At 61.7% G+C, this 12,798-nt stretch carries 10 protein-coding genes and 2 tRNA genes; 11 read left to right on the top strand and 1 reads right to left on the bottom strand.

The window, feature by feature from the left end; translation table 11 throughout:
* Positions 1 to 118 precede the first annotated feature (118 nt).
* Positions 119 to 433: a ribosome assembly RNA-binding protein YhbY gene (yhbY, locus tag QD280_RS07300; protein ID WP_043333380.1), complete on the bottom strand. Its 315-nt coding sequence runs from the start codon at positions 431 to 433 to the stop codon at positions 119 to 121.
* Between the two features lie 280 nt (positions 434 to 713).
* Between yhbY and rlmE the strand changes: the two genes are divergently transcribed.
* The 11 genes from rlmE (at position 714) to infB (ending at position 12,785) form a co-directional block, all read left to right on the top strand.
* Positions 714 to 1,337, top strand: coding sequence for a 23S rRNA (uridine(2552)-2'-O)-methyltransferase RlmE (gene rlmE / locus QD280_RS07295; protein WP_225347478.1), 624 nt, complete (start codon positions 714 to 716; stop codon positions 1,335 to 1,337).
* A gap of 481 nt (positions 1,338 to 1,818) precedes the next feature.
* Positions 1,819 to 3,819, top strand: coding sequence for an ATP-dependent zinc metalloprotease FtsH (ftsH, locus tag QD280_RS07290; protein ID WP_054556443.1), 2,001 nt, complete (start codon positions 1,819 to 1,821; stop codon positions 3,817 to 3,819).
* A gap of 469 nt (positions 3,820 to 4,288) precedes the next feature.
* Positions 4,289 to 5,131: a dihydropteroate synthase gene (gene folP, locus QD280_RS07285; RefSeq protein ID WP_279838942.1), complete on the top strand. Its 843-nt coding sequence runs from the start codon at positions 4,289 to 4,291 to the stop codon at positions 5,129 to 5,131.
* On the top strand, positions 5,128 to 6,477 hold the full coding sequence (gene glmM, locus QD280_RS07280) for a phosphoglucosamine mutase (protein ID WP_043333386.1): 1,350 nt from the start codon (positions 5,128 to 5,130) through the stop codon (positions 6,475 to 6,477). The genes folP and glmM overlap by 4 nt, the downstream gene beginning before the upstream one ends.
* 215 nt (positions 6,478 to 6,692) lie before the next feature.
* Entirely contained in the window at positions 6,693 to 7,439 is a 747-nt protein-coding gene (tpiA, locus tag QD280_RS07275; protein WP_107335694.1) for a triose-phosphate isomerase, read from the top strand.
* A 5-nt stretch (positions 7,440 to 7,444) separates the two neighbouring features.
* A complete protein-coding gene (gene secG / locus QD280_RS07270) occupies positions 7,445 to 7,831 on the top strand; it encodes a preprotein translocase subunit SecG (RefSeq protein WP_043333391.1) in 387 nt (128 codons plus the stop codon).
* 62 nt (positions 7,832 to 7,893) lie between these two features.
* Positions 7,894 to 7,980, top strand: a tRNA-Leu gene (locus QD280_RS07265).
* A 103-nt stretch (positions 7,981 to 8,083) separates the two neighbouring features.
* Positions 8,084 to 8,160, top strand: a tRNA-Met gene (locus QD280_RS07260).
* 123 nt (positions 8,161 to 8,283) lie between these two features.
* Entirely contained in the window at positions 8,284 to 8,742 is a 459-nt protein-coding gene (gene rimP / locus QD280_RS07255; protein ID WP_043333393.1) for a ribosome maturation factor RimP, read from the top strand.
* 76 nt (positions 8,743 to 8,818) lie between these two features.
* Positions 8,819 to 10,312 (top strand): transcription termination factor NusA, encoded by a 1,494-nt coding sequence (gene nusA, locus QD280_RS07250; protein ID WP_054556444.1) that lies wholly within the window; start codon positions 8,819 to 8,821, stop codon positions 10,310 to 10,312.
* 28 nt (positions 10,313 to 10,340) lie between these two features.
* Positions 10,341 to 12,785, top strand: a complete 2,445-nt coding sequence (infB, locus tag QD280_RS07245; protein WP_043333398.1) for a translation initiation factor IF-2 — start codon at positions 10,341 to 10,343, stop codon at positions 12,783 to 12,785.
* Positions 12,786 to 12,798: the final 13 nt, after the last annotated feature.

The following is a 12,798-nucleotide window of genomic DNA, read 5'->3' as shown; positions in this document are numbered from 1 at the left end:
ATCAGGTCGTGATTGTCAGCAACAGAAAACAGAAACGCCGCCCTCGATGAGGGCGGCGTTTCTGTCTGCAGCAGGCGTGGCGTGCGAGGTGAACCTCGTCAGGCCTGGGCCCGGCGGCTTACTTCTCGCTGAAGCGCTGTACGTTCGACAGCTTCGGCTTGGCCTGCGGGTTGCGGCGATACAGCAGAGCGATCTTGCCGATGCTCTGGATCAGGGTCGCGCCGGTTTCGCTGCACAGGTGGCGAGCCACCTCGCCGCGCGCTTCGCGATCGTTGATCGCCAGCTTCAGCTTGATCAGTTCGTGATCGTGCAGTGCGCGCTCCAATTCGGTCACGACGCCTTCGGAAAGGCCGTTTTCCGAGACGGTGACGATCGGGTCAAGATGGTGCCCGATGCTGCGAAATGCTTTCTTTTGTGACTGTGACAAGCTCATGGTATCGTAAAGTTTCCCTGTTGGCGTCCGATGGGAGCGGGGAGCGTAGCGAAAGACAGGGTCGACTCCAGGGCTTGAAATCCAGGGGTGTGAACCCGTCTGTTGCGCAGGCAATGTCTGTGCCCACGGGCGGAACCGCGCGCAGGACCCGCCATTCTACTCCATGACGACGCTCATGACACGACCCCGTGCGCAAGCTTGCCACGCCTTTCGTGTCGTCGTTATCCCCCGCGCTATCTCCCGCCAGTATTCGATTTTCCCCGACATTCCAGGTGACAACGTGGCTCACCCCAGCAAGAGCAGTGCTGGCTGGATGAAGGAACACTTTGATGACGCCTATGTCCAGCGCAGCTGGGCCGACGGTTATCGTTCCCGTGCCAGCTACAAACTGATTGAAATCGATGACAAGGACCGCCTGCTCAAGCCGGGCGCCACCGTCATCGACCTTGGCGCAGCCCCCGGTGGCTGGAGCCAGATCGCCGCTGACCGCGTCGGCATGGAAGGCGTGGTCATCGCCTCCGACATTCTCGAGATGGACGCCCTGGCCGGTGTCGACTTCATTCAGGGCGACTTCACCGAAGAGGCCGTGCTGAACCAGATTCTGGCCACTCTGGGGGATCGCCCGGTGGATCTCGTGATCTCCGACATGGCGCCCAACATGAGCGGCATGAGCGCGATCGATCAGCCTGCCGGCATGTATCTGGTCGAGCTGGCGCTGGATCTGGCGCGCCAGACTCTCAAGCCGGGCGGCAATTTCCTGGTCAAGGTCTTCCAGGGCGAGGGCTTCGATGCCTATCTGAAGGACATGCGTGGCAGCTTCAAGAAGGTCGTGACCCGCAAGCCGGAAGCATCGCGTGCACGCTCACGCGAAGTCTATCTGCTGGGGCAGGGCTTCAAGGGCTGACGGCCCGTGTCCTTGCATGCCGCTGCACGCGGCAGGCACTGACTCGCGGTGGCGAGATTTCCACGTTGCTGTTCGCATGCTTCATCGCGGGTTAAGGCGAGCCATGCGATGCTCGTCCAGACTGGCGCCAATGTGTCCGGGCGAGTCGCAGCGCTGGCTGATGCAGGCTGTCTATCGGCGCAATAGTCCATTGTCGGGCTTTAAGCAATGGTTGCCAGCCCCCATCTGGTGTAGTGTCGATATCATTGGGTCTTGAGTACGATGGGCCAGTGACAGTTCGGTGGGTTTCAATGCCTTACCGATGCTGGCAGGCAAGTAGCACAATGCACGGCAAGCTTTGAGTGACTCGGTAGGCGAAGTGGCGCGTTGCGCTGACTTGATACCCCGCAGGCACGATCAGATAGCATGGCAGGCCACCACAAGACGGCAGTCGGAGTATTCACGGCATGCCAAGACAGATTCATGCAATGAGGGTGTCCCCTTGAACGACATGGCGAAGAACCTGATTCTCTGGTTGATCATCGCAGCAGTGCTGCTGACGGTGTTCAACAACTTCAGCGTCGATACCTCGCCGCAGGCGATGAACTATTCACAGTTCGTCCAGCAGGTGCAGAACGACCGGATCAAGAGTGTGACCATCGATGGTTACACCATTGAGGGTGAGCGGGCCGATGGCTCCAGCTTCACCACCATCCGGCCGGCGGCGTCCGATCCCAAGCTGATGGATGACCTGCTTGCCAACAAGGTGGAGGTCATCGGCAAGAAGCCTGAGCAGCAGTCGCTGTGGACACGCCTGTTGATTGCCAGCTTCCCGATTCTGATCATTCTGGCCATTTTCATGTTCTTCATGCGCCAGATGCAGGGTGGCGGTGCCGGCAAGGGTGGCCCGATGAGCTTCGGCAAGTCCAAGGCCAAGCTGCTGAGCCAGGACCAGATCAAGACCACCTTCAGTGACGTCGCAGGCTGTGACGAAGCGAAGGAAGAGGTCGAGGAGCTGGTCGACTTCCTCAAGGACCCCAGCAAGTTCCAGCGTCTTGGCGGTCAGATTCCGCGTGGCGTCCTGATGGTAGGCCCGCCGGGTACCGGTAAGACCCTGCTCGCCAAGGCGATCGCCGGTGAAGCCAAGGTGCCGTTCTTCAGCATCTCCGGCTCTGACTTCGTCGAGATGTTCGTCGGTGTCGGTGCCTCCCGTGTGCGTGACATGTTCGAGCAGGCCAAGAAGCAGGCGCCGTGCATCATCTTCATCGATGAGATCGACGCCGTCGGCCGTCACCGTGGTTCCGGCATGGGCGGTGGTCACGATGAGCGTGAGCAGACCCTGAACCAGCTGCTGGTCGAGATGGATGGTTTCGAGGCGAACGACGGCATCATCGTCATCGCCGCGACCAACCGTCCTGACGTGCTTGACCCCGCGCTGCTGCGTCCGGGCCGCTTCGACCGTCAGGTGACCGTCGCACTGCCGGACATCCGTGGCCGCGAGCACATCCTCGGCGTTCACCTGCGCAAGGTGCCGATGGGCGATGACGTCGTGCCGGTCAACATTGCACGTGGTACACCGGGCTTCTCCGGTGCGGACCTGGCCAACCTGGTCAATGAAGCCGCCCTGTTCGCCGCGCGTCGCAACAAGCGCCTGGTCGGCATGGAAGAGCTGGAGCTGGCCAAGGACAAGATCATGATGGGCGCCGAGCGCAAATCGATGGTCATGTCCGAGAAGGAGAAGCGCAATACGGCCTATCACGAGTCTGGCCACGCCATCATCGGCCTGGTGATGCCCGAGCATGATCCGGTCTACAAGGTGTCGATCATTCCGCGCGGTCGTGCGCTGGGTGTGACGATGTTCCTGCCGGAAGAGGATCGCTACAGCTACTCGCGTCAGCAGATCATCAGTCAGATTTGCTCGCTGTTCGGCGGTCGTATCGCCGAAGAGATGACGCTGGGCCCGAACGGTGTCACCACCGGCGCGTCCAACGACATCAAGCGTGCTACCGAGCTTGCCCACAACATGGTCGCCAAGTGGGGTCTCTCCAGCGAGATGGGCCCGATCATGTACGACGAGGACGAGTCCCATCAGTTCCTCGGTGGCCCGGGTCAGGGTGGCGGCAAGCTGAAGTCTGGCGACACCACCTCGCGTCTCGACAAGGAAGTGCGTCGTATCATCGACGAGTGCTACGCCAAGGCGCAGCAGATCCTGGAAGAGAATCGCGACAAGCTGGATGCGATGACCGAAGCGCTGATGACCTACGAGACCATCGATGCCGAGCAGCTGGCGGACATCATGGCAGGTCGTGCTCCGCGTCCGCCGAAGGACTGGGGTGGCCCGGCGAGCGGCGGTGACGGTGGCCTGGTGGCCCCGGTTGCCGACACTCCGAAGGCGGAAGCGCCGGAAGCTCCCAAGGCGGATGATGACGCTGATGGCAGTGAAGATGACGACAGCAACCGCCGTCGCCCGTCTGATCCGCTAGGTGGTCCGAGCGGCCATTGATGTACGCCTGATGTAGGCCTGATCTAGGCCTGAGGGGGCGCGCCCGATATCGCATGCGATATCTGAGCCTCTGAAAGGAAAAACGCCCGACTGGCTTGCCAGTCGGGCGTTTTCTTGTCTGCAGCAATGGTGACCTGTACCGCTGAAGCAATGACGCTGGTGAAGTTAAGGTACTGCTGATGAGTGGCCTACGCCGTGGTGTGACGGCGTCGACTCATGTCTCTGCACGGGCATTGTCAGCGCCATGATGAGCGTGGGGTGAAAGGTCTGAGCCAATGGCGTTGCCATCTGCTGACGCCCCGTGTGGCGGCCATTCCACGCCTTGCGCGCCATGGGCTGGCTCTTTAAAGTGGTGCGCAATCATTTCTGAACGGGCTGCGAAGCCACCTTCGTGCCCCTCTCGCCTGCATGGAATGCCATGACGAATTCTGCCTTGAGTACGCCTCTCGAGCCTCGAGTGGGCCATCTGATGTCATTGGAGTGCGCTGGACATCATCTCGATCTCTCGCGTCCGCGGGTGATGGGGATTCTCAACGTGACGCCGGACTCCTTCTCGGATGGCGGCCGCAGCGCGACTCTGGACGCCGCGCTGCGCAATGCCGAGCAGATGCTGGTCGATGGTGCCGCGATGATCGATGTCGGCGGTGAGTCGACGCGACCCGGGGCGACGCCGGTCAGCACCGAGGAAGAGCTTGAGCGGGTCTGCCCGGTGGTGGAGCGGCTGGTGAGTGAGCTGGGCGCGTTGGTGAGCATCGATACCAGCAACCCGCAAGTCATGCGCGAAACCGCACGGCTGGGGGTCGGCATGATCAATGACGTGCGTGCGCTGAATCGAGACGGCGCGCTCGAGGCCGCCGCTGCCAGCGGGCTGCCCGTCTGTCTGATGCACATGCGCGGTGAGCCGGACACCATGCAGCAGGATACGCATTATGCTCAGTCCATCGAGCAGGAAGTCCGGACGTTCCTGGCGGCACGTATCGCGGCCTGTGAGGCGGCGGGCATCGCGCGTGAGCGACTGCTGCTGGACCCCGGCTTCGGCTTCGGCAAGTCACTGCAAGACAATCTGCGCCTGTATCACCGCATGGCGCAGTTGCATGAATTCAACCTCCCGCTGCTGATCGGCACGTCACGCAAGAGCATGATCGGCAATGCCCTCGGGCGCGCGGTAGAGGATCGCTTGGCTGGTAACCTGGCACTGACGGCATTGGCCGTTCGTGACGGGGCCAGACTGTTTCGCGTTCACGACGTGGCCCCGACTGTCGACGCTGTCGACATGGCATGGGCCGTGCTACAGGAAGGCACGATACGATGAGTCGACGTTATTTTGGTACGGATGGTATTCGCGGCACGGTCGGGGAATTCCCCATCACGCCAGACTTCATGCTCAAGCTGGGCTGGGCGGCAGGCCGCGTATTCGCCCGTCACGGCCGCGGCAAGGTATTGATCGGCAAGGACACGCGCATCTCGGGCTACATGTTCGAATCCGCGCTCGAGTCCGGCCTTTCGGCAGCGGGCGTCGATGTGTCCCTGCTCGGCCCGATGCCGACACCGGGGATCGCCTATCTGACGCGCACCTTCCGCGCTGATGCCGGCATCGTCATCTCGGCCTCCCACAACGCCTATCCGGACAACGGCATCAAGTTCTTCTCCGCTGCCGGCACCAAGCTGGATGATGCGCTGGAAGCCGAGATCGAAGCCGAGCTGGACCGCGACATCGTGATAGTCGGCCCGGACAGCCTGGGCAAGGCGTCACGCATCCAGGATGCGGCCGGTCGCTATATCGAATTCTGCAAGTCCACGTTGCCGGGCCGTCTGGGGCTGCACGGCATGAAGGTGGTGCTGGATTGCGCGCATGGTGCGACCTATCACATCGCGCCGAACGTCTTCCGCGAGCTGGGCGCCAAGGTCAGCGTCATCGGCGGTGAGCCGGATGGCCTCAACATCAATCAGGGCGTCGGCTCCACGCACCCGCAGGCGCTGCGCGCGGCCGTCATCGAGCAGGGCGCCGATCTGGGCGTGGCCTTCGATGGGGATGGTGACCGCCTGATCCTGGTCGATGCCGATGGCCGTGTCATCGATGGTGACGACATCCTCTACATGATCGCGCGTGACCGTCACGAGCGCGGTGTGCTGGGCGGCGGTGTCGTCGGCACCCTGATGTCCAACTTCGGCCTGGCGGCAGCACTGGAAGGCCTGGGAATTCCCTTCGAGCGTGCCAAGGTCGGTGACCGCTACGTCATCGAGCGTCTGGAAGCCAATGGCTGGCAGCTGGGTGGCGAATCCTCCGGCCACATCGTCTGCAGTCATATCCAGAGCACCGGTGATGGCATCGTCTCGGCGCTGCAGGTGCTGGCGATCATGGCGCGTGAAGAGTGCTCGCTCAGTGAATTGCTGGTCGGCTTCGAAAAGGCCCCTCAGGCGCTGATCAATGTGCGTCTGGCGCCGGGGTGTGACAACAAGGCGCTGATGGCGGCGGATGCCGTGCAGGCCGCCGTGGTCGAAGTGGAGCAGACGCTGGGTAACGAAGGGCGCGTGCTGCTGCGCCCCAGCGGCACGGAACCGCTGATTCGCGTCATGGTCGAAGGGCGTCCGCACTTCGATGTCGATGCGCTGGCGGGTCAGATCGCCGCGACGGTCGAATCCAGCATGTCGGCGTGATGCGCTGACAAGGCGACTCGCCGGGGCGACGGTTCACGTCGCCGAGTGGTCGGGTTGCACAGGACGACAACAGGCGCCGAGTGCGCCTGTTGTCGTTTCTGGCAGTTGCCCCGAGCCTGATCGTGCCGGATCACGGGGCTTGACAGGGGTCGCGAAGGTTGTCAGTCAAGGGCGGCTCCATTACCATCCTCGCACTGCTCACAAGGGAGAAGCACATGCGTACACCGCTGATTGCCGGAAACTGGAAGATGAATGGTGATCTTGCCCTGGTCGATGAGTTTGCCCGGGGTCTGCAGGCGGCTGAGCTGCCGCAGGGCATTCAGGTGGCGCTGGCAGTGCCTTTCCCTTATCTGAGCGCCGCTCGCGCGAGCATGCCTGTGAGCGTGGCGCTGGCGGGGCAGACGCTGAACCCGGCGAGCGAGGGTGCCTTTACCGGCGAAGTGGCGGGTCAGATGCTCAAGGATGTCGGTGCCACGATGGTGCTGGTCGGTCACTCGGAGCGTCGAAGCCTGTATGCTGAAGACGATGCGGCGGTACTGGCGCGCGTCGAGGCGGCGCTTGCCGCTGGCCTCACACCGGTGCTGTGCGTCGGTGAGACGCTCGAGGAGCGTGAAGCCGGTGACACGGAGCGTGTCGTGCTGGGACAGCTGGAGGCGGTGTTCTCCGCGCTCTCCGCCGATGCGCGCACGCGTCTGGTCGTCGCCTATGAGCCCGTCTGGGCCATCGGTACCGGGCGCACCGCCTCGCCCCAGCAGGCGCAGGAGGTCCATGCGGCCATTCGCGCGCGCCTGGCCGAGTGGTCTGCCTCGCTCGCCGAGGCAATGCAATTGTTGTACGGCGGCAGCATGAAAGCTGCCAATGCCGCCGAGCTGCTTGCGCAGCCGGATATCGACGGCGGTCTCGTGGGCGGTGCCTCGCTCCAGATCGACGAATTCCTAGCCATTTGCCAGTCTGCAGGTTGAATCTCATGCAAGTAGCCGTTCTGATGGTCCATGTGGTACTCGCGGTCGCGCTGATCGTGCTCGTCCTTCTCCAGCAGGGCAAGGGTGCCGAAGCTGGCGCTGCCTTTGGTGGCGGTGGTGCTTCCCAGACCGTTTTCGGGTCCAGCGGTAGCGGCAACTTCCTCGCGCGCTTCACGGGTGTTCTGGCCGCGGGCTTCTTCGCGACCTCTCTGACACTGGCCTGGTTCGCGTCCAACGCCAACCAGCCGTCAGTCGAAGCGGGCATTCCGAATGCCAGCGTGATCGAGCAGCAGAAAAATTCACTGCCATCACTTGACGACTCCGAGGAAAGTGTGGAGAATACGTCGCCAGTGCTTGAGGAAAGCGGCAACGCAGACCAACCAGCACTCTAAGGAATTCAAGGCGTTAACTTTGAATTCTTCCGGGTAACGTCTCAGGCGATACCCGCCCCCGTGCCGAAGTGGTGGAATTGGTAGACACGCTATCTTGAGGGGGTAGTGACCTTATGGTCGTGGGGGTTCAAGTCCCCCCTTCGGCACCATCTTGTTAGATCGATTGGCAGTCTGGACGCAACTCTGCCACCTTGGAAAGACGTCATTCCTTGACCTCCTTTTTCGGTGACATTACCATCGTCCGACTATTGTTGCGGGGTGGAGCAGTCTGGTAGCTCGTCGGGCTCATAACCCGAAGGTCATCGGTTCAAATCCGGTCCCCGCTACCAAGTTTCTTGAAAGGCCCCTTCCTATGAAGGGGCTTTTTGTTAGCACCAGTGCCAATCAGCCACCTAGCTCTCTTCTCTACTCCCGGTCAGGTGCCTGATGCAACTGCTGTAGGAGCCTCGTCTGTGTCAACCAAGGACGCTGCGCTTAACGCGCTTATCGATCCAGTCGTCTCTGCTCTGGGCTTCGAGCTCTGGGGTATCGACTATCTCTCCCAAGGCAAGCAGTCCCGTCTGGTGATCTATATCGACCATCCCGATGGCATTACCGTGGACAACTGCGCAAACGTCAGTCGTCAGGTGGGTGCCGTACTGGATGTCGAAGACCCCATTACCGGTCAGTTCCAGCTTGAAGTCTCGTCTCCAGGCATGGATCGTCCGTTGTTCACGCTTGACCAGTACGAGCGCTACATCGGTCACGTGGTGGCACTGCGACTTCGCCAGGCCTTCGATGGCCAGCGCAAGTTCCAGGGGCTGGTGACTGGCACCGAAGACGGTGATGTCGTGATCCGGGTCGATGAAGAAGAATACTGCTTTCCCATTGAAAGCATCGACCAGGCACGCATTGTGCCGCAGTTCAAATAACTGACGTTGTCGGCACACCGCTCGCGTTGCGAGCCCGGGTCGATGCGCAAGGACAGGTTTCTGGCGAGGCAAAGTCATGAGCAAAGAGATTCTGCTGGTCGTTGACGCCATCTCCAACGAGAAAGGCGTGCCGCGGGATGTGATTTTCGAAGCCGTCGAAGCGGCATTGGCTTCGGCGTCACGCAAGCGTTTCGATCAGGAAGAGGCGGATATCCGCGTCAAGATCGATCGTGTCACCGGTGATTACGCGACCTACCGTCGCTGGACCGTCGTCGAAGACGACGAGTTCGAGACGCCGGACTACGAGATCAAGGCCAGCATCGCCGAACAGCGCGAAGAGCCGCTGGCGCTGGGTGCCGTGGTCGAGAAGCAGATCGAATCCGAAGCGTTCGGTCGCATTGCTGCACAGACCGCCAAGCAGGTCATCGTGCAGAAGGTGCGCGAGGCCGAGCGTGCGGAAGTGGTGCGCCTTTACGCCGAGCGTGAAGGTGAGCTGGTCGCGGGTATCGTCAAGAAGACGACACGTGATGGCCTCATCATCGATCTGGGCGACAACGCCGAAGGCTTCCTGCCGCGCGGTGAGATGATTCACGGCGAGCGCTACCGCTTGAACGAGCGGGTTCGTGCCCTGCTGTGGAAAGTCGACGCGGATGCTCGTGGTTCTCAGCTGATCCTGTCGCGTACGCGTCCTGAGCTGATCATCGAGCTGTTCAAGATCGAAGTCCCGGAAATCGCCGAGCAGCTGATCGAGATCAAGGGTGCTGCCCGTGATCCGGGCTCGCGCGCCAAGATCGCGGTCAAGAGCAACGACAAGCGTATCGATCCGATCGGTGCCTGTGTCGGCATGCGTGGTTCACGCGTGCAGGCCGTGTCCAATGAACTACGTAACGAACGCGTGGATATCATCCTGTGGGATGACAATCCTGCCCAGCTCGTCATCAACGCCATGGCGCCGGCAGATGTCGGTTCCATTCTGGTCGACGAAGACACCCATTCCATGGATGTCGCTGTCGCTGCGGACAACCTGGCTCAGGCCATCGGTCGCAGCGGTCAGAACGTTCGTCTGGCCAGTGAGCTGACCGGTTGGCAGCTCAACGTCATGACCGAGGCGGAAGCCGAGGGCAAGCGCGAGCAGGAAATCGACAGTTTCGTCGAATATTTCATCACTCATCTCGAGATTGAAGAGGATCTAGCCCGTGTCCTGGTGGACGAGGGCTTCACCTCACTCGAGGAAATCGCCTATGTCCCGCTCGAGGAAATGCTCGAGGTCGAGGGCTTTGACCAGGATCTGGTCGAGGAGCTGCGCGCTCGGGCCAAGGATGAACTGCTGAATCTCGCCATCGCCACTGAAGAGCAACTGGACGGCGCACAGCCGGCCGAAGACCTGCTCAACATGGAAGGCATGGAGAGTCATCTGGCATACATCCTGGCCAGCAAGGGTATCGTCACCATGGAAGACCTTGCTGAGCAGGCCATCGATGATCTGAAAGACATCGAAGGCGTCGACGAAGAGCGAGCAGCGGCGTTGATCATGACCGCCCGCGCGCCCTGGTTCGCAAGCGAACAGTAACTAGGTCACGGGCTCAGGAGGGTCGTACATGTCAGAAATGACAGTCAAAGAATTCGCCAAGAAGGTGGGCCGCGAGTCAGCCCGCCTACTGGAACAGATGCATGAAGCGGGTCTGAAGCACAAGTCAGAGAACGACGCCGTCTCTGAGGTCGACAAGCAGAAGCTGCTTGATCACCTCACCAAGAGCCACGGTGGTGGCGCCGCTCCGGCAGCGCCCAAGAACCGCATTACCCTGACCCGCAAGACCAAGTCTCGCATCAACACGGGTAGCGGTCGCGGCAAGTCCATCGAGGTGCAGGTGCGCAAGAAGCGTACCTACGTCAAAGAGGGCGAAGAGCAGGCTGCAGAAGCGCCGGCTGCTGCTGCACCGGCAGCTGCCGTTGCGGACAAGCCGGCTGCGGCACCGCAGCGCGAAGAGCGTCGTGGCAATGACAACCGTCGCGAAGAGCGTCCGCGTCAGAGTGCACCGGCTGCTGCCGCTGCACCGGCCGCCGACGCTGCGCCGGAAGTCAATGCGCCGCCGAAGGAGCCGCGTGGTGATGCGCCGCGTCGCGCCAAGGCTGCGCCGCGTGATGAATCACGTGATCGTCGCGAAGCCCGTGAAGACCGTAGCGAACGCAAGCGTGGCGGGGCCAAGAAGGTCAAGCGCGCCGAGCGTCGCGGTGGTCGCCGTGGTGGCCGTGATGCCAACCGTCAGCCGCCGAAGCCGGTCCAGACCTTCGTCCGTGAAGTCTCCATCCCTGAGTCCATCTCAGTGGCAGACCTCGCCGACAAGATGGCCGTCAAGGCGTCTGAAGTGATCAAGACCATGTTCAACATGGGCGCTGCGGTCACCATCAACCAGACGATCGATCAGGAAACCGCGACCATCGTGGTCGAGGAAATGGGCCACACGCCCAAGCTGATCAAGGATGACGCACTCGAGACAGCCGTTCTCGAAGGCATCTCCTACGAAGGTGAGCAGATCACCCGCGCGCCGGTCGTTACCGTCATGGGTCACGTCGACCACGGCAAGACCTCGCTGCTGGATTACATCCGCCGCACCAAGGTCGCCACAGGTGAAGCGGGTGGTATCACCCAGCACATCGGTGCCTACCACGTCGAACACGACAACGGTGACATCACCTTCCTGGATACCCCGGGCCACGCGGCGTTCACCGCCATGCGTGCTCGTGGTGCCAAGGCGACCGACGTCGTCATCCTGGTGGTGGCTGCCGATGATGGCGTGATGCCGCAGACCATCGAGGCTGTCGAGCACTCCAAGGCCGCGGGTGTCCCGATGGTCGTGGCGGTGAACAAGATCGACAAGCCGGGTGCTGATCCGGACCGCGTCAAGAATGAGCTGTCCCAGCACGGTGTCATCTCCGAGGAATGGGGTGGTGATACCCAGTTCGTCCACGTTTCCGCCAAGACCGGCGAAAACATCGACGCGCTGCTCGAAGGTGTCCTGCTGGTCTCCGAAGTTCTCGAACTTCAGGCCGTGCCGTCCGCGCCGGGTAAAGGCGTCGTGGTCGAGTCCCGTCTCGACAAGGGCCGTGGCCCGGTCGCGACCGTGCTGGTCCAGAACGGTACGCTGAAGAAGGGCGACATCGTCCTCGCCGGCCTGCATTACGGCCGTGTGCGTGCGCTGATCAACGAACTCGGCAAGCAGGTCGATTCCGTGGGTCCGGCCATGCCGGTCGAGATCCAGGGCCTGGGTGGCACGCCGGACGCCGGTGAAGAGTTCACCGTGGTCCCGGACGAGAAGAAGGCACGTGAAGTCGCCAACTTCCGTCAGGGCAAGTACCGCGAAGTGCGCCTGGCACGTCAGCAGAAGGCCAAGCTGGAGAACATGTTCTCCCAGATGGGCCAGGACGAAGTCGCCAAGGTCAACGTCGTCCTCAAGGCCGACGTGCAGGGTTCTCTGGAAGCCATCCGTGGCGCGCTGGAAGAACTCTCCACCGAAGAAGTCAAGGTGGCCGTGGTCTCTTCCGGTGTCGGTGGTATCACCGGTACCGATGCCAACCTGGCACTCGCTTCCGAAGCGATCCTGGTCGGCTTCAACGTCCGTGCCGACGCCTCCGCGCGTGAGATCGTCGAACGTGAAGGTCTGGATCTGCGCTACTACAGCGTCATCTACCAGCTGATCGACGAGGTCAAGCTGGCCATGACTGGCATGCTGGCACCGGAATTCCGCGAGCAGATCGTCGGTGTTGCCGAAGTGCGCGATGTCTTCAAGGCACCGAAGATCGGCGCGATCGCCGGTTGTATGGTCGTCGAAGGCAACATGTACCGCTCCAAGCGCATCCGCGTGCTGCGTGACAACGTGGTCATCTATGAAGGCGAGCTGGAATCACTGCGTCGCTTCAAGGATGACGTCAACGAAGTCCGCAACGGCATGGAATGTGGTATCGGCGTCAAGAACTACAACGACGTGCAGGTTGGCGACAAGATCGAGGTGTTCGACCAGATCCAGGTCGAGCGCACGCTCTGATAGCGCCCCTGCA

Origin of the sequence: Cobetia sp. 1AS1, assembly GCF_029846435.1 — a bacterium.
Classification (GTDB): domain Bacteria; phylum Pseudomonadota; class Gammaproteobacteria; order Pseudomonadales; family Halomonadaceae; genus Cobetia; species Cobetia amphilecti.
This window is presented reverse-complemented; position numbering and strand designations above follow the sequence as displayed.

Bases quoted from the DNA above. Each gene is read 5' to 3' on its own strand.
- yhbY (WP_043333380.1), bottom strand. From the start codon at position 433: ATGAGCTTGTCACAGTCACAAAAGAAAGCATTTCGCAGCATCGGGCAC.
- infB (WP_043333398.1), top strand. From the start codon at position 10,341: ATGTCAGAAATGACAGTCAAAGAATTCGCCAAGAAGGTGGGCCGCGAG.
- tpiA (WP_107335694.1), top strand. From the start codon at position 6,693: ATGCGTACACCGCTGATTGCCGGAAACTGGAAGATGAATGGTGATCTT.
- glmM (WP_043333386.1), top strand. From the start codon at position 5,128: ATGAGTCGACGTTATTTTGGTACGGATGGTATTCGCGGCACGGTCGGG.
- folP (WP_279838942.1), top strand. From the start codon at position 4,289: ATGTCATTGGAGTGCGCTGGACATCATCTCGATCTCTCGCGTCCGCGG.
- nusA (WP_054556444.1), top strand. From the start codon at position 8,819: ATGAGCAAAGAGATTCTGCTGGTCGTTGACGCCATCTCCAACGAGAAA.
- secG (WP_043333391.1), top strand. From the start codon at position 7,445: ATGCAAGTAGCCGTTCTGATGGTCCATGTGGTACTCGCGGTCGCGCTG.